Source organism: Vibrio sp. R10-SG3-ISO10, assembly GCF_059834185.1.
Window position 1 is genome coordinate 15,251 of record NZ_JCBDHG010000022.1, and the last position, 22,396, is coordinate 37,646.

The 22,396-nt window shown below is 45.2% G+C and carries 12 protein-coding genes; 5 read left to right on the top strand and 7 right to left on the bottom strand.

What is annotated here, in order from left to right; all coding sequences use genetic code 11:
• Window positions 1-59 precede the first annotated feature (59 nt).
• Window positions 60-971, top strand: a complete 912-nt coding sequence (locus AC6R16_RS13565; protein ID WP_500674708.1) for a LysR substrate-binding domain-containing protein — start codon at window positions 60-62, stop codon at window positions 969-971.
• 280 nt (window positions 972-1,251) lie between these two features.
• Window positions 1,252-2,409: a GGDEF domain-containing protein gene (locus AC6R16_RS13570; protein ID WP_500674709.1), complete on the top strand. Its 1,158-nt coding sequence runs from the start codon at window positions 1,252-1,254 to the stop codon at window positions 2,407-2,409.
• Here the strand turns inward: AC6R16_RS13570 and AC6R16_RS13575 are convergent.
• From AC6R16_RS13575 to ppnP, 5 genes are all read right to left on the bottom strand, one after another.
• Window positions 2,406-2,693, bottom strand: a complete 288-nt coding sequence (locus tag AC6R16_RS13575; RefSeq protein ID WP_239853355.1) for a hypothetical protein — start codon at window positions 2,691-2,693, stop codon at window positions 2,406-2,408. The two genes, AC6R16_RS13570 and AC6R16_RS13575, sit on opposite strands and share 4 nt — an antisense overlap.
• Window positions 2,694-2,968: 275 nt before the next feature.
• Window positions 2,969-3,172, bottom strand: coding sequence for a hypothetical protein (locus AC6R16_RS13580; RefSeq protein ID WP_500674710.1), 204 nt, complete (start codon window positions 3,170-3,172; stop codon window positions 2,969-2,971).
• A 33-nt stretch (window positions 3,173-3,205) separates the two neighbouring features.
• Window positions 3,206-4,180, bottom strand: a complete 975-nt coding sequence (locus tag AC6R16_RS13585) for a B12-binding domain-containing radical SAM protein (RefSeq protein WP_500674711.1) — start codon at window positions 4,178-4,180, stop codon at window positions 3,206-3,208.
• 17 nt (window positions 4,181-4,197) lie between these two features.
• The gene (locus AC6R16_RS13590) at window positions 4,198-4,437 is read right to left on the bottom strand and encodes a hypothetical protein (protein WP_500674712.1); all 240 of its coding nucleotides are present in this window, start codon (window positions 4,435-4,437) and stop codon (window positions 4,198-4,200) included.
• 198 nt (window positions 4,438-4,635) lie between these two features.
• Window positions 4,636-4,923, bottom strand: coding sequence for a pyrimidine/purine nucleoside phosphorylase (gene ppnP / locus AC6R16_RS13595; protein WP_500674713.1), 288 nt, complete (start codon window positions 4,921-4,923; stop codon window positions 4,636-4,638).
• A gap of 495 nt (window positions 4,924-5,418) precedes the next feature.
• On the opposite strand from ppnP, the gene AC6R16_RS13600 reads away from it, so the two are divergent.
• Together AC6R16_RS13600 and AC6R16_RS13605 are read left to right on the top strand one after the other, a co-directional pair.
• Window positions 5,419-5,859 (top strand): DUF2850 domain-containing protein, encoded by a 441-nt coding sequence (locus AC6R16_RS13600; RefSeq protein ID WP_239853361.1) that lies wholly within the window; start codon window positions 5,419-5,421, stop codon window positions 5,857-5,859.
• Between the two features lie 119 nt (window positions 5,860-5,978).
• On the top strand, window positions 5,979-7,073 hold the full coding sequence (locus AC6R16_RS13605) for a mechanosensitive ion channel family protein (RefSeq protein ID WP_239853363.1): 1,095 nt from the start codon (window positions 5,979-5,981) through the stop codon (window positions 7,071-7,073).
• Between the two features lie 27 nt (window positions 7,074-7,100).
• Here AC6R16_RS13605 and AC6R16_RS13610 read toward each other — a convergent pair whose 3' ends face one another.
• Entirely contained in the window at window positions 7,101-8,348 is a 1,248-nt protein-coding gene (locus AC6R16_RS13610; RefSeq protein WP_500674714.1) for an MDR family MFS transporter, read from the bottom strand.
• A 360-nt stretch (window positions 8,349-8,708) separates the two neighbouring features.
• Between AC6R16_RS13610 and AC6R16_RS13615 the strand changes: the two genes are divergently transcribed.
• Window positions 8,709-9,317, top strand: coding sequence for a TetR/AcrR family transcriptional regulator (locus tag AC6R16_RS13615; RefSeq protein WP_500674715.1), 609 nt, complete (start codon window positions 8,709-8,711; stop codon window positions 9,315-9,317).
• An 81-nt stretch (window positions 9,318-9,398) separates the two neighbouring features.
• Here AC6R16_RS13615 and AC6R16_RS13620 read toward each other — a convergent pair whose 3' ends face one another.
• The gene (locus AC6R16_RS13620; RefSeq protein WP_500674716.1) at window positions 9,399-22,043 is read right to left on the bottom strand and encodes a retention module-containing protein; all 12,645 of its coding nucleotides are present in this window, start codon (window positions 22,041-22,043) and stop codon (window positions 9,399-9,401) included.
• Window positions 22,044-22,396 lie beyond the last annotated feature (353 nt).

The window sequence follows — 22,396 nt, forward strand, 5'->3', positions numbered from 1 at the left end:
CTAGAAGGCCGAAATAAATAACGAGTAATATTGACACCACCAGTAAGAAAAACTTACATATGAAACGTATCGTCCCAGCTCCAATTAAATCTCTCTATGCCTTCGTTGCGGTCGCCGAGACTGGTAGCATGACAGACGCAGCCTCTGCACTGCATGTCAGTCACTCCGCTATCAGCCAAGCAATCAAGTCTTTAGAGAGCCACATAGGGCAATCTCTGTTTAACCGCATCGGTCGCAACGTAACTCTCAATGCCACCGGACGCCAATACTATAAAAGTATTGCTCCTGCACTTGAGCAAATTACTCGCGCGACCCACCAGCTCATTGAAGACAAGCAATCCCACCGCTTGACTCTCAATATGGTCAACTCACTGGCAATGCACTGGTGGATCCCAAGAGTAAACCAGCTCAACCAATACGCTCCGAATCTAGATGTAAGAATCTCTACCCTCATTGGTACGTTTGTTATGGAAGATGAAGGGGTCGATGTTGCGGTGATACACGGTAAGGTAGAAGACTGGCAAGATTACTATTGTGAAAAGCTCTCAGATGACGAGCTGATCATGGTGGCGAGCCCAGAGTTAGCCGCTGACTATGACAGCCCAATAGCATTACTCGAAAACTACCCGGCGATAATTGCAGCCAACGATAGAAGAAAGCACGACTGGCAAGTGTGGTGCGAGGCGAACAATACTTCAATTCCTAATCCGGCTAACAATCTAAAATTTGGTGCTTCTATTCAAGCGGTTCAAGCTGCTATTCGCCATCTGGGTGTGTTTGTTACCCACCGAATTTTTGTTCGTGACGATGTACAACAGGGCTATTTAGTTGAAGTCGGAAAACCAGTATTGAATCCGTATCAAGAGTTCTACTTCGCTTGTCAGCCGGGCAAACTAAAAAACGAAAACGTACTGCTGCTTAGAAGTTGGATAAGACGTGAGTTCGGTAAAAACTCTCATCTAGAACAATAGATTCTTTTGTTATAAGAATCCTCAATTCCATACTCATTTAGTGTTACGACTATAGATTTTGTGAGCGTCAATAATCTACCGTATAAAAAATTTTGGAATTCAACACAGTGAGTTACCTATGCGTCAAAATTAACGTCATAGTTAAAAAAACACTCAATATACACCAATATTCATATAAGTTGCTGAAGTTACTAAATTCTTTATAATTCTTTCCTCGTTCAGACTTGAAAATTTCTTCTAGACTTTGCTTGAGGGACTGTAATTTTAGTAAAGGTAAGATATGCCACAGCCTGCTGGTCAGCAAATAGAAGAAATGGCAGACATCCGTGCTACTCGTAAGCGGAAAATTGTCTTGCTTTGCTCTGCAGTGTCTTTAATCATCATTTTTACTTTCAGCTTGGTTCGTTTTATTGAACAAAACTTCCTATTCGCATCTATTAACTTATTCACATCCGTTATCCTTGCTCTTAATATTGCCTATCTAGTTCGCCATCCTTCTCCAAAGTATTGTGATCTTGTGTTAAGTGGCGTGCTTCTTTTTCATGGCGTCATTCTGCTCTTCTATGGACAAAATCTAGGAGATAGACTTCTCTGGCTATACCCCATTACGGCCATCATCATATTCGCTAACGAATTTAAAGTAAGTGCTATTCTCAGTAGCGGTTTCTTCTTAGTTGTCTTAGCTTCGGTAATGTTGTCTGACGCTGCACTAGAAGCTTCTGGGAGTTCTCATGGAATCTTCTTAATTAGCCTATTCGCCTTGTATTTACTGTGTAACATTTACGCTTTTCAGTATTCAAGAGTGATGACTTACATCCAATCTCTTTATAAGGAAGGGATTGAAGATCTTGCCTATCTTGATCACCTTACCGGTCTGGCAAATCGTTGGAGTTTCGAAACCTGGGCACTCGGTAAACTAGAAGAGAAGAAAGATAGTGACGCTGTGACAGCGATGGTATTCCTCGATATCGATAACTTTAAGTTCATCAATGATAATTATGGCCACGATGTCGGTGACCGAGTTCTACAACATTTTGCAAGACGATTAAAAAATAACATTCGCAATAAAGACCGCAATACCGATAAACATGATTACTCCATCGCTCGATTCGCGGGAGATGAATTTGTTTTGCTGCTTTATGACGTCAAGTCGAAGCAAGACCTCGAAGGTATTCTTAAACGAATTTGCGGCTTATTCTCGCACAGTTATCAAGCGTCGGAACGAATCAACGAGCTAACTGTCAGCGTAGGAGTCGCCCTTTATCCAGACGACGCTGAAACGCTCTCAGAACTAACTCGATGCGCCGACAAAGCTATGTATGCCGCTAAACACGGAGGGAAAAATCAATACCGCTTCTATCGCGTTGACAATCCAGCGGGTATAAAGAAAGAAACGAAAGGAACACTAGCAAGTGTCACCTCACTAAAGCAAGGTTAACCACTCATATACATCAGCCATAAGCAAACAGCCATCACGACGAGCATCCAAGCTGCGTATCGTACCGTGTTGTGCTTTTCTCTTCTTGGAGTGACCACAGGTTTGAAAGCTGCATCTTTAGCTGCTCTTGCAACAGCAGACACTGTGCCTCTCTCAACTTCTTCTTTTCGTCTTTCACGTGCCTTTTGAGCAACTTTACCAAAACGATGAAGCTGGTCTGCGGTTAACTCCTGTTTTGGGTCGTATCGACCATGGGAGTCAGTGTGTTTTGGAACAACAGCCATAAGCACCTCCTCTCTTTTGACCGCCTTTATCTAAGTATAGCCAAGACTTACAATAACAATTTTGATTATAACTGTTGAAATCTTCGGCATTTCCGAAAGCTCACTAAGGAATCTATTCCTCAATAGGCTTACCTTATGCACAGCAATCCTCGTGCCAGTTATTGCACATATTGCTAACCATATGATTAAACAGGAGTCGCAAGCCTTTGACACATTAAGTGAATTTAATCTTTATCAAATCGACAATCAAAATGGGAAATCATCAAAATGTTGGATTAACTAAGCCAAGATTTCATCTTATCGACAAAAGACGTGTTCTTGCGCCATATCCAATATATCCCCTCTTCAAGCTCGTTCGGGGTCATTTTCTTGGGCAAATAGACTGCGTGGCTGCCATCATATTTCGACCAATCTTTGGTTAGAATTCTTCCTTCTTGATCCAGTTTCTTAAACGTTTCCGAACCAGGGAAAGGAATCATGTAGTGCGGGATCACCTTGTCGACTTTTATCTCTTATACAAACTGTTGAGTTTGCTCAAAAATTGACGTGTCGTGCTCGTCAAATCCGAATAGGAAGTCTCCCCACACTTCAATGCCATACTGCCTTATCTTGTTGATGTACTCCTTCATTTTTTCTGGTTTTACAAATCCTTTTTTCTGCGCTTTCAAAGCCGCTTCCGATGGTGTTTCTATTCCAAGCAAGACCGCTTTAAAGCCCGCTTTTTTGGCCGCTGAGAGTAGCTCTTCGTCACGTGCAATCAAAACCGTTGTCTCACCATAAAAACTCATTTTCAGTGGCGCAATGGCTTCGAATAGTTGAATAGCAAACTCTCGATTATGAGTGAGATTATCTGAATGTAGCTCGACCCATTCAACCCCAAGCGACTTTAGGTGCTTTAACTCATCAACAATATGACTAATCGGCCTTGTCTCGAACTTGTTAAAGAACCTAGGGACTAGGCAAAAATTACACTTAAACGGACATCCACGCGTCACCACTACTGACCATGTGTAGTGGTAAGTCGAAGGCGAAATGATATCTGTTGGGTAAGGGTTAATCTGACTAAGGTCAACCGGTTCCTTGCTTTCATACCTAGGTTTCAACTTACCAAGTTCGGCGTGATTGAGTAATTCCAGCCAATAGTTTTCAACCTCGCCAATGATAATCGCATCTGCATGGTCGGCTGCTTCGTCTTGATTGAACTTGGTATGTAATCCGCCCAGTACCACCAGCTTACCTTTCGCTCGGTAGTTTTTCGCCAGCTCATACGCTCTATATGCATCCGGTGTAGACATAAATATCACGATCAACTGCGCATCTGTCTTCAAGTCTGCCTTCATGCCGATGGTTTCATCAACCATATCTAAGCTATACCACTTAGGCGTTGCAGCTGCCGCTGCAAATATGTTTTGCGGCGGGCCGCCTGTCTGCGCTTTGTACTTTGAATAATCGCTTCCTGATGACGCTTTGATTAAATAAACCTTCATGTCACACCTCTTGATGGCTAAAGTGCATAGATAAACTGGAAGATACGGTCGTCCATATAGAAGTAGAGCGCGCCCATAAAGAACCAACTCAAAATGATACTGGTAAAGAGTACCGGGTTTTCGCTCAGTTTGACGCGCTCGACGAAGTAAGCCTCTTTGTTCCTCAGGTTCTCAAAACCCCAAAAGCAACAAAAGACACCCCAAATAACAAACAAGTTAAACTTCAAGGCAATCATGGCAAGCGACAGCGCTACCATTGTTTTCCATTTTTTAGGAACCGCTAACTTAAAATCGAATCGCACTGAGTGACCTTTCAATACCTTGTTACTTCAAGCAGCAACAGTAACAAGGTATTGGTTAACATTGGGTTACCAAGTGGTGTTGACGAAGAGAACTTTCAGGCACAAAAAAACCACGCCGCTGCGTGGTTTTGTCAGGTACTAAAATGATTATGATTACTCACTCAAGTATTCACATAAGTACGCGGTTGATTCTTTCACTTGCAGATCAAAAGATGAATCACCAGCAACATTAAAAGACTCACCGGCGCCATAAGTTACCCAATCTTGAGCACCCGCTAGTTTGACGGTCAACGCACCTTTAACTACCGTCATTTTTTCCGCTGCAACGGTACCAAATGTGTACTCGCCAGCAGCCATGACACCAACACTTGAGTCGCCATCTTTCTGTGTAAAACCGAGTGACTGAACATTGCCTTCAAAGTAACTGTTTACCTTGATCATTTATCTCTCCTTGAGCTTAACTACTTTCCATCAAAACATTTGTTTTATCGAATTTTTTTAAATCAGGCAACAACATTTATACCAATCGGGATAAATAGCTGATCAGATAATTGCGCAGGAAAAACCGCTTAGAGCAAGGCATAGATTGCGACTAGCTATTTGATCTACCTACACCATTCTTTGCAAACATAGCTATAACGAAGCTATCAGCGATTTTAACTAGCAAGAATGGCCAGATATTTATTCTGGTTGGTATTAGTCACTCGATGATAATACGGATGACTAAACAACACGGTAACCTTGATTTCAACAACGACGATCAATTCGTTAATTAGCTTGAAGTCGGCTAAAATAATATGTAGGACACATTCGTTACCTCAACAATTTTGGGCTGGAGTTCAAAGTTCTCTCAGGCGTTATTGCGCTGAGTTATAATCTCCGACAATCTATGTGTCCGCAGTAAATTCACCCCTATGACGAAGACAGCAGGTTGAAATGACTAAAAGTTCCGCTATCAGAACCGCCTTCGTGTTCATCTTCGTCACTCTGGCTATCGCGTTCAGTGCACTGCTTTATTTTAGCTATAAAGACTATACCCACCCTAAACATGTTTACGGCAGGTGGATAGAAATCGGTGCGCCGCCTTATCAGACTGAGGTGCTTACCTTGAATTCGCGCGGCGTCTATCGTAACGACCGATTAATAGCGACCCAATTTGATTTCGATGGCAAGCGCATTACCGTTCAGACAGGAGGTGGCGATTCCATCTATCAACTGGCGGGAACCTTCAAATCTCCTCAACTTAGGCGTTTAGAACCCAACAGCCCTACCCAGCGTTTTATCAAAGAGGGCTATGAAAATACTATCGATATGTCAGGAGGAGGCTCCGCTAAAAATCGTCGCGCAGCGCTCTCGGATCATTTCGGCAATAAGTGAGAATCAACGCTCGTCTCTTTGTCACACACTCCATTTCACGTTAGTCGGTTGATAACCTCTAGTTTGACTGTGATATAACACATATACTTGTGCCATACCGACCAAATTAGAATCGAAAAATGAACGAGTTACTCACGCAATTACCGCAACCACTCGCCAACATGCTGCAAACTTGGGATACCAATGTTTTGCTTATCACGTTGGCAAGTTTTCTAGTGTGGATCGTATGGCGCATCGTCTACAGCCGACTAGAGGTATTGGTTGGAAAAACCAGTTTTCATTGGGATGATCTAACGCTAGAAGCATTAAAGACCCCAGTAAGTGCATTGATATGGTGCTGGCCAGCAACTATCTCAGCAGGTTTTCTTCTCCAAGATTACATGGGCTCCAAGCTTAACTGGCTGAGTACTCTTAAGCTCATTTTAGTGATTGGTATTTTCGTTTGGATCACCATGCGTCTTATCAACAACATTGAAGAGTACGTACTAAAACAGAACAACAGAGACGAAACAACTGTACAGGCGGTTGCCAAAGTTGCTCGGTTGTTCTTTATCGTCATTGGTGCGCTAACTGTCATGCAGGCATTTGGTTTAAGCCTGTCTGGCCTACTTACGTTTGGTGGTGTCGGTGGTTTAATTGTTGGTCTCGCCGCCAAAGATCTGCTGTCTAACTTCTTCGGTGGAATGATGATCTACTTTGACCGACCATTTAAAGTTGGTGATTGGATTCGCTCTCCAGACAGACAGATAGAAGGAACGGTAGAACGCATCGGATGGCGTATGACGATCATTCGAACCTTCGACAAGAGACCCATCTACGTTCCTAACTCTGTTTTCAGCAACATTGTCGTAGAAAACCCGTCTCGCATGCTCAACCGACGTATTAACGAGAACATTGGTATTCGATACAAAGATGGAGCAAAAGTCGAAATCATCGTATCAGATATTAAAAGCATGCTAGAAAACCACCCAGATATCGATACACAGCAAACCCTGATTGTTAACTTTAATGGTTTTGCTCCATCCTCTCTGACCCTAATGGTTTATACCTTTACAAAAACCGTTAACTGGATTCGCTACCACGAAGTGAAGCAAGATGTACTGCTCAAAATCTACCAGATCATTCAGCAGCATGATGCCGATATCGCCTTCCCGACTCAAACGATACAACTTGATCCTCAGCGAGCCGGCGAAGAAGAGGTAATCGCGCGCTAAACATTCGATAAGTAGCCCAGACTTGGGCTACTGCATTGCAACCTCACGCTCTACAGTGTCTTCAATATTGGAGGCAACGTAATAAAGCCAAATCATTCCTAGACAGGCAACAAAACAGAGCGCGAATAACCAAGTGGCACCAAACCATTCAATCATTACCCCACCAAGCAGCGGCCCTATCGCGAAACCTAGCGTGTACAGCGCAGTGGCGCCAAAATAAGAACCGCGTAAATGGTCAGGTGCAAGACGATCAATCTGTACATTGATGGTTGGGAAAGTGATCACTTCACCGACACTAATAATAAAGCACGCGATAGCCCAACCAAGTGCAGAATCGTTTGGTGACACGATAAAGCCAACCTGCCCCATCGCTATCAGTACCATACCAATTCTAGTGCGACTAAACAGCGGCAGCTTCTCCATTAGCTTAAGCAATGGGAACTGGAAAATAACTATCGTTGCAGTATTAACGACCATCAGCATAGCAATGAGTTTAGCGGCATCTTCAATACCACTACGTACAATCACTTGAGGCACTGATGATTCCAATTGAGCGTAGACAAACATCAGCAGCAAGTTAGCAAATAGGAGCAAAACAAATATTTTGTCTTGGCTTATCACTTTTAGGGTTTGCCTAAAGTTTGGTAGTACAGAAGACTCCTTGCCTTTATCCGCTTTGTGGCTCTTTCTCTCAATACCAAACATAATCCAAAAGGCATACACAAGGTGGGTAATCCCTGTCACCAAAAATAGGCTTTGCGGATCAGCCAGTGCCAATGTAACGCCGATTAATGGCCCAACAGCACCACCTATGTTTAACAGGAAGTAACGTGTGTTAAGCGCCAATTCTCGGTCTTTCAAATCAGCCAAGGAGTCACCGAGTACCGCTTTTGCTGGACCATCAATCATTGGATGCATCAAACCGGTCAGTAATACTAATAGATGGAAATGCCACATTTCTGTCGCTAGAGCGATACCACAGTAGGCAAAGAATGCAATAAAGCAACCTGCTACCATCAACCATTTTCGACCGAACTTATCGGATAAGTACCCCGAGTAAAGACCTGTCGAAGATCCGATAAATGCAGACGCTGCTAGCATACCGCCGACTTCAATTGCCGACGCGCCGTAGTCTTGATACAGGAATACGACTAAGAATGGCCAAGCCATAAAGAAGCTGGTTCGCGCGATAAGAACACCTATAAGGACAGTCCAGACGGGAAGGTTAAATCGCTTCACCCTTTCCCATTGAAACAAGCTTTGTTCTCTTTCCATACCACTCTCCTCAAACCAACTTGTTGCATAATCGTTATTTAGCCAGTATACAAATAATCAATAAAAACAAAAGGCTTTATAGAGCGAGTAGAGAGAAAGCCTGCAAATTGTAGGAAAAACCGCAAAAGGCATTAAAAAATAAATAGTTAAAGATTCTAGTTTCGATAGCTAAGAGTCATTTTTTTCAGTTGAACTTCTTGCTCAAACCACCAATATCTTGTGTTAATCTCGTTTTTGACATTAAGCATCTATCTCACTAAGATTAATCACAATTATGAAGTAAACGATGGTGTATACTTTTAGCATCACCAATTATAAAGTAAGTGCCATCGTTTACTTGAAGTCTGTTGGATACTTTTCATGGTAAAAAGAAGCGATATAAAACAAGAAGATATCATTAGATCTGCCATCGACGTTTTTTCTCAAAAAGGCTTCGAACAAGCAAGTATGGAGGGTATTTCCAAGCATGCTGGCGTATCTAAGCGCACGCTTTACAAATACTACCCAAACAAAGAGGCTCTATTTGAAGTTATTGTGGATAAGCTTATGTGCCGCTTTGATGACCAATGTGAGGTGGCGTTTGAACCTTCTGTATCAATTGAAGAGCAATTAACCGAATTAACGTTGAAGCAGATGTGTTACATCAACAATGAGGATTACCAGATTACCGCAAGGCTTGTGATGGCCGAATGTATCCGCAGTCATGAAACCTCAAAGGTATTGGTGTCTAAGTTCGAGTCGGTTGGAGATTCATACGGCTTACAAACATGGGCGAAGCAAGGAATAAAAGCAGGCGCATTGGAAATATCCGATGTATCTATTGCCATAGAACAATATATTGGCAGCATTAAAGCGGTGATTTTCTGGCCACAATTAGTCGCTCATTTGCCTCCACCAAGCTGCGAAGAAGTTCAGCAAGCCATCGAGCACGCAGTCACGAGTTTTGTTGCAACCTACAAAGTGAAGTAACTATACAAGTTGAAGCAACTATCAATTAAAACAACGCCCCTCATCAGGGGCGTTGGTGTATTCATCGCTAACTAAGTGGTTCTAGTTGTTATCATGAACCATCACATGCTGCAGTAGTGAAGAAACCATATCTTCATGAGACATACCACTAAAACCACTATCAAGCTGAGGCACAAGATTCTCAACCAAGATACCTTGGTCTTGGGTTCCGTCTCCACCTGGGTGAACATGCAGTTCAACATTGTTACCATCGACTTTGACATCAAGATGCTCAAGCAACGTATCCATATCCAAAGAACCTGATTTCAGTTCAGGAAGCACCTCACGTAAATCGATCTTATCACCCTCACTGACACTGAAGTCTTTGATGGTATCAAGTGAACCATCGTCGATTTCACGCCAGACGAAAACATCCATTCCAGTGCCACCCACAAGAATATCAGAGCCCAGACCACCTTCTAAGGTATCGTTACCTTCGCCACCCATTAGTGTGTCGTCTCCCGCTCCACCGATGAGGGTATCATTGCCGGCTCCACCAACCAGTAAGTCATCGCCACTACCACCTGTTAGCGTACTATTCGAGCCACTGCCATCAAGGTGTACGGCTTCTGTTTGCGATGACTTGTTAATCTCTAACGCAGTGACGTTATCTACCACATTAAGGTCGATCGCGATATGGTTAACTGACTCTGCTCTATCTAGAGGTTGGCCATTGCCATCAAGCTCTTCCGACACAGCGGTAATATGCAAAGTATGATCGCCTACCGTCACACCTTTCACTGTCAATGTGTCAATCGCATCCTGCGACACATGCCAGACTCCGTTTTCGAAAGAAACTGTACCGTTGGTGCTTTCCAACGTCGCACCTGGAGGCACATCTTTAACTTCTAAGGTGAGTGCTTCTGTGGTGTCAGTTAGCGCTGCCATAATACCAAGTACTGCAATACCGCTGGTGCTGGCACTTTGAGTCGCGGTAATGTTCTTGTTGAAAGCATATTTACTGTCAAACGCCAGTGTTGGCGCATTCGCCACCGGATTAACCGTAATGTCATAGTGCTTAGGTTCTGCTTCCAATCGAAGACCTGACGGGTTCCAGCTATCTTTAGCAGTCACATCAAGCGCAATGGTATTTGAAGGCGCTAAACTCGCGTCAATAAACACCCCTGTCGTGCTTGTCGGCGTATCAAGTAGCGCATTAAGATCCGCTAGAGTTCCTGATAGCGTTAGTGTGCTGCTTCCTTCTCCAGTAGCCGTTACACCCGAGCCCGCAGGTAATACGATAGACAGCTTGCCGTAATCCACGTTAAGCGTCACTGTCATCAAGTCATTAGCAGACGCCCCGACATAGTCGACATCTGAAACATTGATTCCACTGAGCTGTTGGCTCGCCGCTTCGTCTATTGATGAAGTGATATCGTCAATATCCAGTACTGGTTTGTCGTTAACAGGAGTCACATCAAAGTTTATTTCCGCGCTTCCTGTCAGGTGATCCGATTGACCATTGGTCGTGCCGTCATCTTTGACAACATAACTGATTTTCACTGGGCCATTGTAATCTTTAGCCGCTTCAAATACCCAGTTACCTCCTTGCTGCGTCAAAGTGCCTTGTCCCTCAACTAGAGTAAGGCTTTCAACAGTAATGGTGTCACCTTCTTTGTCGAAAGTTCCATCAATAAGATCTTGTACGTTGATGGTTATACTGCCCTCTTCTGGCAGATCAGCTAAGTTGAAATCTTTCGGCTCTGGCGCATCGTTGACTTCTGTTACGTTGATCAAGAAGGTGGTTTGATTGGTCGATGATGTACTGCTATCACCTGGGTCGATCGCACCATTATTACCACCATCATCCACTGTCGCGGTCACAGTCACAGGACCACCCGAGTTGATGTCGTTACTGTCAGCATCTGGTTTGAAGATGACTTTACCCGCAGCGATCGCAGCGTTGATATCCGCCAATTTACCTGTTGCGATAAGACTGCCATCAGCAGCAAGAGTAAAGTTAACATTCGCATCATTAACAAACTCAAGCGTACCTTTATCAACTTGCAAAGTGAGCGTATAAGTCGCATCGGGATCATCGTAAGTGGCATCAACATCAGCAAGAGACAACTGATTGATTGCTAAACCACCCGCGACATCTTCCGACGTTTCTAGGTTTACAACGTTCACGAAAGTAGGTTGATCATTGATTGGGTCAACAACTAAATCGACATCAAACTCAGACTTCGGTCCTAATGCGCCATTGTCGTTTGACTGCACAGCAATATGTATCGGCCCATCGATACCTAAAGCATTGCCTGTGTCGCTGTTGTGCTCACCTGAGTTAAACACGATCTTATCGAGCTGCTGCGCCGGGATATCAAGCGTCCACACCTTAGTTACTGGATCGTAACTCGCGAGAGTCGTCCCATCTGGGTAGAAGATCTTCGCATCTTGAGGAACATTGGTCACTTCCACACGAATCGTTTCAGGCGCGTTCTCGGTGTATGTACCAGTTCCTGTCGCGGACATCGCTTTATCAATCACGGAAGCGTTAATGGCAATATCGATATTCTGACCTTCAGAGCCCGTTGCCGAATCTGTAGGATCAGTATCGACAATATCACCAACAGGGTTAACCGTAAGCTTGAAGTTAGGCAGGTTTTTCGCTGCGGTAGGTACACCAAGTAACGATTCCTGAGTAAAGACCGCCACGCCAAACTCAGCGCTACCACTAAAGTGCCTTGGAGGTTGAACCGAGATTGCACTTAGATCCAATGAGTCTGTTGAACCTGCAGGCACTTTAACGCTCCACTCACCATTGCCGTTATTTTTCACGGTGTAGCCGGTAGATGGATCAGCGATAAGCAAGAAACCATCTGGCACATCAGTGAACTTAATCGACACAAAGGATTCTGAGCCATCAGTATCAGTCAGTTCGATGGAAACAGCACCGGAGTTACCGAGCGAAATGGTTTCGTCTTCATTGCCCGTTATCTCGATGGTTTGGCTAGGATCAGATCCTGGTCCTGTCACCTTCACATCATCCACTACTGGCGTCACCTCAAAGCTAACACTAGTAGTGAAACTATCTGAATGGCTAGATGATGTACCTAGCTCGTTAAATGTCGCGGTGTCGGTGACTGTGCCTGTGACATTGATCGTGACTTTGTTGTCATCGTTGCCCGTTGGGTAGTTCGCTTTCGGCCTAAACAAGATATTGTCTAGCGCACCAGCATCGATCTGAGCCTGAGTAAAGGTTACTGATGTTCCTAAACTCGTCCCTGCTTGGTCATAAAACTCGCCGATCGTTGTGTCCGCTAAAGTTAGCGTCACAGAAGAGAGCACTTCGTTACCACCTTCAACGCCTGATACTTTATCAGCGATGTCATAACCTAGGTCTAGTTGAATGTAACTATCTTCGTAGCCAACTTTATCCGGCCCACCTTGACCATCTTGATCAATCGGGTTCATTGAGTCATCCAGTGAACCTTTCACCTCTAATGTGATCTCTGGCTCTGGGTTCGCCCCATCTTTAACATCCGCGATAGGATCAACTTTGATGATGACCGACTCTGGTCTCGAAACCTCATCACCAGATACCTTGTCTGTGGTAATCACGGTAAGCGGTAACCTAAAGTCACCGGAATAATCTTTAGGTGGGGTAATGGTTAGCCCATCTAGCCCTTCAATGTCTCCGCTCGCGGTGAGCGTTGCCTTAAAGACATATTTTCCATTGGTAAAGTCAACGTTAGACCCACCCACACCTATCGTGAAGTTTTGGCCGCCTACTGTCACTGTACTGTCGATGACAATCGTAATGATGTCTTCATGACCATCATGCGAGGTGACTGAAATTATCGGTTTAAGCTGATTACCCAAATCTATTACGGTATCTTCGCTACCAGTAATGACACTGTTATCGACAATATCAATAGTGCCCGCTTCATATTCATTGCCGCTCACGTGTTCAGGGAATGAAAGCGTAACGTCTGTCTCACGCGTTTCCGCAACACTTCGCTTGCTGCCATCATCACCAATGTCGACAACCTGAGTAATAATTTTCAGCTTGATATCATTGAAGACGTTAGGGTCACCAGCATCATTAGGTGTGTAATCTAAACCGTTCGGGGCCTTAATCTTAAAGTTATCTTCATTGGTCACAACCCAGCGGCCGTTGCCTTCATACAAAGCGCCTTCCACAACCAATTGATCAAACACTGCAGACTGGGCAGGATCAAACTGAATGACGATCTCAGTAACCTGTTCATTCGGCTCATCAACAGGGCCTGAATCATCGGTTTCTTGATAACGAATAACAAACTCATCGGTTAAGCCGTCTTTGTTAGTATCCGTAGTAAATTGAATCACACCATCTTTATTGGCAACGGCTTTAGCAATATCATCACCAACCACTTTACCGGATTCATTTTCCACAACTAACTTATTATTGGCATCTTCAGGCTCAACGACTGGATTCACCTTAACGGTGATGGTGCCATTGAGTGTTGCTTGTGCACGACCGACTTCATCGGTAGGTTGACCAATAGCATGCTCGTGATTGACCTCTTCTATCTCAATCGTCGTTTGCAGATCAAAGTTAGTACTTGAGTCCTTCGGAGGAGTTATCTGGATGAAGCCATTTTGCAGGGCTGCTTGAGTAAATGCCTCTGGAGATTGACCCGCACTTGGAACAACCTCAATGCTACCATTGGTTACCGTTACGACTTGGCCATCAACATAAACCGTTGAGCCATCAGGAATACCGCTAATTTTAATCGATGTCACGTGTTCATCAGTATCGGTATAGTCTTGGCCTACCTTAGGATGCCACTTAATGTCGATTGGGCTATCTTCATCACCCACAGAGGTATTCTTGTAGTTATCTGGTGTATCGATAACCGGTTGAACTTTAACGCGAATCTCACGTTCAAAGCTCTTAGAGTGACCATCATTTTCCGTGACGATTATGGTCTCTTTGATATGGATGTTTTCTGTAGAAGACGAGACCGGTCTAATCACAATACCTGAATTAGATCCTGCTCCTAGGTTGGTGATATTCGCTTCATAAATTGGTTGGCCATTTGAGTCATAACCCGTGAAGTTTAAATTCACCGCATTGCCACTGGCGTCTTCTATCACCACACCATCTGGTATGTTGGACAGAAGAACAGTAATCGACTCAGAATTATCCGCCGGACGCTGGGCAAACTCTCCTGATTCCACCGAGAACTTAATCTCTGCTGAGCCATTCTCATCAATCGTTGTTTCTACACCTGAGGTGCTACCATCAGTAAACGCTTTCCAGTCAGCTGAGTTGCCCGTGTTGTTCTCAGGCGTATCTGCGACACCTTTAACCGCAACATTAACGGTTTTGGTGCCCATAATCGCTTCATCAACATGAACGACATTACCCGATAGGTTAGCGGTATCCTTAACTACACCCGTTACATCAAACTTGAAATCTACATTGCTGTGCAGATCAGGGACCACTTCCACATTGCCGAGCTGGTCATAAGGAATTTCTTGGTATGTTACGCCATTGACCGTCACGGTAGTGATTTGACTTGAGCCTGAGCCAACCCAAACCAAACTTGCACCTTCCGTAATATCTGAGATACGAACATGCAGAGTCTCAGAACCATCAGTATCAACCGAAGGGTTCATTGTGATAACTTCGTTGAGCGTGAAAGGTTCATGGTTTGGTCCAGTTCCTGTGTAATCAGGATCAGCGATATTATCTTCGTTAATTTGGATACGATTGACACTAAAGCTACCCATATCGGCGTCTGGAGTGACATCTATAATGATTTCTTTAGGCTCTGAGCGTGCACTTTCCTTATCAAGGGTGCCATCGTTATACGGGTTAGATCGCTCAGTCGTAACCGCAGTTGCTTCAAATCGAATTTGACCCGAGTAGTTATCTGCTGGATTAACCTGAATACGGTTTATGTCTTGGGCCGAAATGGTATAGACACCGTTAACAGGCGAGATCGGGTCACCATTACGATCAAGCAACTCAAAGTGTCCTTCGCCGTCCGTGACTTTCAGCTCGTATGTGATCGTCTCTGGTCTACTGGTATCTTGAGTTTCCGCGCGAAGTTGGATGCGTACATTGTCTCCATCTTCTTCCACTTGGTATTGGTAAGTGCTACGACTATCGTTCCATGTAGCAATATCTGCCACACTTTCTACTTCAATCCTAAAGTTTGAATCGACGGTATGATCAGCCGTGCCGTTATTGTCGATTTGCAATTGATAGTTAATGCGAACGCCGCCGTTACCGGTTGAATAGTTACGATCAGGAACAAAATAGAGATTGTCGATTGTCGCTATTGTGTTGTTACCACTTTGCGTAAAGCTTTGCTGTAGCACAGTGCCATCAAAAATAATGTCGCCATTGGCATCAGCCTTAAGCTCATGGAAAACACCATTTTCTTCATAGTAGAAAGTGCCACGATGATTACCCGCTTTAATCGTCAATTGACCAATGTCTTCGGCATTATCTCTATCAAAAAGGTTGACCGACAAAGAAACTTTAACTGGCTCATTTGGTAGACCTGCTTGATTATCCAGAGCGTTTTCCCAAGCGGGTTCATCGCCAGGTGCATAATTGATGCTACTGTCGCGACCTGCATCTTCGAATGTCGTCACTTTAAGCGTAATTGGGCGCGCTTCACGGTCAGTAATCGTGATATCAAGAGGGGCAATAGAGGTATCATTGTCCCCATCTGTCGCAGTTACATTGACCTTGAAGTTAATCTCGTCACCATTGTGTTCAAGATAGTTGGTTGCTCGGAATTCAATCTCACCGTTTGAGTTAATTCTCAAAATACCTAACTGACGAGTATCAGTACCGCCATTGCCATCATCTGTTTGTTCGTAAACACGCACATTTTGGCGGCCATCGCGCAGATCGACTGAATCTAAGTAGGTGCCTCTTGGGCCACCAAATACAATCTCTGCGCCATTCGCATCAGTTGTACCTTCAATCTTGGTAAGCGCAGCATTGTCCGCACCCTTATCTGTTTCATCAGCGAACATATCCACTTTGGAGCCACCAAAGTTTTGGCCTTCGATACGTGTGATTGACTGCCCCGTTAGCTGCGGAATGTCATCGGTCACTTGTATCGGCAGCGCAATGACGCCACTTTCATCGCCATCAAAGTCTGTTGCTTTGACTTTGAAATTGATGTCGAGGCTATTCTGACCATCACCATCCGGATGATCCAAAGGCTTAAGAAGATTAAAGGTATAGCTGTTATCTGCGGTATCAAACTTGATCGTGAACACAGGCACGCCTGAGGTGGTTTGTGCCGTGTAGGTAAACACAGTTCCGCTATTTGTAACGGCCGCCCACTCTAAACTTTCACCACCAGATTCAAGCCCATTTAGCGTATTATCTGCATCCACAAGCTCATACTCAACGACACCATCAGCCCCTTCGTTTACAACGAAGTTGCCAGAGATTTGAGTATCCTGAGATTGATCCGAACCAATTCCAGACAGATCGTCTTCGTCGACAACTTTCTCTCCCGTTGTGCCTGTTAATATTGGCTTGTCATCTTTCACTTCAATAGCAAGAGGAACCGATGGAGAAACGTCTCCGTCTCGGTCAATCGCCACAACATCAAACGGAACCGTTAGTGAATCAGAGCCCGGTGCATGATCTAGGGCCTTAATTTGGGTGTAGGTGTAGCTACCATCGCTGTTCAGCTCTAAGGTGAAGACCAGCTCACCATTCGCCTTACCTTGATATATCGCGGGATCAGAAGTCCCTGTCTGTTTAGTAATATCAACGTCAAAACCACCTGACTTAAGGCCATTCTCCGTCGTATTGATATTTACGAGTTCATACTTAACAACGGTATCTGCACCTTCAGTAGTGATAAAGCTACCTGTTGCAATTGCACTGCCCGGCGAAGACCCAGAGCTAGTATCATCTTCATTAACCGAGAAGGTACTGCCGATCTTGAAGCCATCAATAGTCGCGGTATCGTCGCCAATATTGACCTTCAGGTTCACATTCGCTGAATTGTCGTTGTCTTTATCCACCGCGTAGACAGGCACATTCACCGCCAGTGAATCCATGCCTTGTGCACCATGGTCGACTTCTTGCGACAAGGTCACGGTGTACTTGCCTAAGTTGCTCTGGTCAAGGGTCACGTTGAGCACCTCAACCTTAACCCCATTCTGCGTAATGTAACCAGCGTACTGACCGGTGAACTCGCCATTCGGGCCAGTGATTTCTTCTAGTACGACCTTTTGACCTGCTGACTCTAGCGTCGAAGTGCGGTTGAACTCAGCCACATCGACTTTCATCGCCACTACAGTGTCACTGCCAGTAGTAAAGCTAATGTCACCCGTGGCCGTGGTTGCTGTATCGCCGACTTTGGAGCCATCCGTTAAGCCCGCTTCATACACATTGGCTTGATCAATAGTATTAATGACTGGGTCTGCGCCATCTTTAATCGTCAGTTCAACGGTACTGGTTAGCTCATCACCGTCGTTGTCCTTCACGGTCACAACAATAGTGTGTTTAACCTCTTCACTCGCGGAGTGGTCAACATTGCTGTTAGGAATAAAGGAAATCTTACCGTCCGCAGACACCACCAACTTACCATCGGTAACCGGGTATTCGTTTTGATTCTCGTTGAAGTTGATACTCTGACCGTCAAACGTCACCGTCGACACTTTACCTTGGTCGGCACCCGCTTCGGTAATGACATCAATCTCGTTGCTTTGCGCCGATTGGCCAATCGTTGGCTCAACCACGCTCAAACTACCATCGGTGACAACTTGGATGTCATCACCAATATTGACCTTCAGATTCACATTCGCTGAATTGTCGTTGTCTTTATCCACCGCGTAGACAGGCACATTCACCGCCAGTGAATCCATGCCTTGTGCACCATGGTCAACTTCTTGCGACAAGGTCACGGTGTACTTGCCTAAGTTGCTCTGGTCGAGGGTCACGTTGAGCACCTCAACCTTAACCCCATTCTGCGTAATGTAACCAGCGTACTGACCGGTGAACTCGCCATTCGGGCCAGTGATTTCTTCTAGTACGACCTTTTGACCCGCAGACTCCAGCGTCGAAGTACGGTTGAACTCAGCTACATCGACTTTCATTGCCACTACAGTGTCACTGCCAGTGGTAAAACTAATGTCTCCAGTCACCGTCGTCACTGTATCGCCAACTTTGGAGCCATCGGTTAAGCCCGCTTCATACACATTGGCTTGGTCAATGGTATTAATGACTGGGTCAGCACCATCTGTAATCGTCAGTTCGACGGTACTGGTTAGCTCATCACCATCGTTGTCCTTCACGGTCACAACAATGGTGTGTTTAACCTCTTCACTCGCGGAGTGGTCAACATTGCTGTTAGGAATAAAGGAAATCTTACCGTCCGCAGACACCACTAACTTACCGTCGGTAACTGGGTACTCGCTTTGATTCTCATTGAAGTTGATGCTCTGACCGTCAAACGTCACCGTCGACACTTTACCTTGGTCGGCACCCGCTTCGGTAATGACATCAATCTCGTTGCTTTGCGCCGATTGGCCAATCGTTGGCTCAACCACGCTCAAACTACCATCGGTGACAACTTGGATGTCATCACCAATATTGACCTTCAGATTCACATTCGCTGAATTGTCGTTGTCTTTATCCACCGCGTAGACAGGCACATTCACCGCCAGTGAATCCATGCCTTGTGCACCATGGTCGACTTCTTGCGACAAGGTCACGGTGTACTTGCCTAAGTTGCTCTGGTCAAGGGTCACGTTGAGCACCTCAACCTTAACCCCATTCTGCGTAATGTAACCAGCGTACTGACCGGTGAACTCGCCATTCGGGCCAGTGATTTCTTCTAGTACGACCTTTTGACCTGCTGACTCTAGCGTCGAAGTGCGGTTGAACTCAGCCACATCGACTTTCATCGCCACTACAGTGTCACTGCCAGTAGTAAAGCTAATGTCACCCGTGGCCGTGGTTGCTGTATCGCCGACTTTGGAGCCATCCGTTAAGCCCGCTTCATACACATTGGCTTGATCAATAGTATTAATGACTGGGTCTGCGCCATCTTTAATCGTCAGTTCAACGGTACTGGTTAGCTCATCACCGTCGTTGTCCTTCACGGTCACAACAATAGTGTGTTTAACCTCTTCACTCGCGGAGTGGTCAACATTGCTGTTAGGAATAAAGGAAATCTTACCGTCCGCAGACACCACCAACTTACCATCGGTAACCGGGTATTCGTTTTGATTCTCGTTGAAGTTGATACTCTGACCGTCAAACGTCACCGTCGACACTTTACCTTGGTCGGCACCCGCTTCGGTAATGACATCAATCTCGTTGCTTTGCGCCGATTGACCAATTGTTGGCTCAACCACGCTGATTGCGCCATCGGTCACGACTTGGATGTCATCACCAATATTGACCTTCAGGTTCACATTCGCTGAATTGTCGTTGTCTTTATCCACCGCGTAGACAGGTACATTCACCGCCAGTGAATCCATGCCTTGTGCACCGTGGTCAACTTCTTGCGACAAGGTCACGGTGTACTTGCCTAAGTTGCTCTGGTCGAGGGTCACGTTGAGCACCTCAACCTTAACCCCATTCTGCGTGATGTAACCGGCGTACTGACCAGTGAACTCACCATTCGGGCCCGTAATCTCTTCCAGCACGACCTTTTGACCCGCAGACTCCAGCGTCGAAGTACGGTTGAACTCAGCCACATCCACTTTCATTGCCACTACAGTGTCACTGCCAGTGGTAAAGCTAATGTCTCCAGTCGCCGTCGTCACCGTGTCACCGACTTTGGAGCCATCGGTTAAGCCCGCTTCATACACATTGGCTTGGTCAATGGTATTAATGACTGGGTCAGCACCATCTTTAATCGTCAGGTCGACGGTACTGGTTAGCTCATCACCGTCGTTGTCCTTCACGGTCACAACAATGGTGTGTTTAATCTCTTCACTCGCGGAGTGGTCGACATCGCTGTTAGGAATAAAGGAAATCTTACCGTCCGCAGACACCACCAACTTACCGTCGGTAACTGGGTACTCGCTTTGGTTCTCATTGAAGTTGATACTTTGACCGTCAAACGTCACCGTCGACACTTTACCTTGGTCGGCACCCGCTTCAGTAATGACATCAATCTCGTTGCTTTGCGCCGATTGGCCTACCGTTGGCTCAACCACGCTGATTGAGCCATCAGTGACGACTTGGATGTCATCGCCCACATTCACCACTAGGTTCGAACGCGATGATTGGTCATTATCGGCATCGATCCCAAAGACTGGCAATGAGATCGCCACGAAGTCTTGGTCTAGTGCACCGCCTTGTTGGCTTTGATCGACCTCTTCAAGCAGTTCAATCGAATAACCTGCATTAAAAGTGGGTGACGTGTCAGTCCCACCTTTAACGACATCATTAAGCGTAACGCGAAGTACATCTACTCGATTTCCTTCTAGCGTAATATAACCAACATATACGCCAGGCTGGCCTGCAACCGCTTCTAATACAACGGTTTCGCCTTGCGAAGTAATTGGTGATGTTTGCTGAGAGGAATTGAATGCATCGACATCAATCTGTACCTGAGTAACTTCATCGCTTCCCGCAGCAAAAGTGATGGTTCCACTTGCCGTAGTGCTTGTATCACCAACCTTCGAACCGTCGTCCAAACCCGCTTCATAGACATTGGTCTCAGTAATATTTGCAACACTAGGATCGGTACCATCCCCAATGGTTACCTGAGCGTCAATCGGAGCTTGGATTGGGTTTCCACCCGTATCTGTACCTGTAATATCAAAGGAAACGGTAATTTGATCGCCTGTGAAAGCGACTTGGCCTCCACCAACAGAAGGCGTGTGATCAATTGGCTGTGAAATTGTGGTGGTTAGCTCTAGATTTACATCTTTACCTACGCTAGTCGCATCTATATCTATAGTGAGGACAGAGTTACCATCACCATCGATACCAACAATGGTGTTAGTTGTAGCGTTATATGTAAATGTAACCGCTTCGCCATTTGAAGTAATGTCGGAATTAAGTTCACTCAGTAGCGATGCTAAAGAAGTAGGAGCGGGAACAAACGTCGTAGGATCTAAAGAAAGGTCAGCAGCCACAACGGTCACAGAGCTTGTGACAGATTGCGGGTAGGTTCCATCAGACAAAGAACCCTCAATCAGCGACTCACTGATACTTTGCCCGCCACCTGCAAAAATAATCGGTCTAATTTCATCATCTACCTGTTCGGTAGAGTCTGTAGAAAAACCCGACGTTTCAAAGAAAGTACTCGCCAGAACTTCAGTGCCGTTGTAGTCGATAGTAACGAAGCCACCGTTTGCTGAGCCTGCGGCACCTGCACCTGCCGCCGTAGCTTCTAGCAACTCTGTAGGGTCAGCGCCTGCCAAGATAGCATCTTGAATGGCTGCTAATTCATCTTCGCTGATCGCACCTTCACCCAATTGAGCAAGGTCAAAGTTCACTTCTCCGGCAACCGGGGCAACTCCCCAACCACCGAGGTCATCTTCTGTAGCCAGAGTGTTCGCGTCGAGATTAATGGCAGCCTCAGAGGATTCCATTAAAATTGTCGAATGGTTGGCTGTAATAACGATTTCACCACTAGGAATGGTATCGCCTACAACGACTTTCTTAGCACTTCCATCTGGTTTGACAGCAACAACATCACCAGAAACTTCTTTTACTATCGCGGCTTGGCGTAATACTTCTACGTCCATAAGGTCTCCTAATCACACTCCTGCAGGCTGAGCAAGAAGCTAGAAACGTTTTGTTATAGTTTTTGTCAGAATATACGCACAAAATATCAAATATAGCTCGCATTTCCAGCATTTTATATTCGACACAATTATCAATAAGCAAGATATAAGTATAGGTTACATAAGGGGTTTCGCAGGTTAAAGGTGATTAGAATTTAGTTTCGGCTGAAAAACTTTGTCATTTGTATCAGTTATGAGAATAAAACGCGCCACCAACGCTTAATTGCTTAAAGTTTACTCACCATTTCTACAACAACAGTTTGCACTGCAGTTCGAGGGTAATTTCCCAAGTTTGAACCAAGATCAACTTCTAT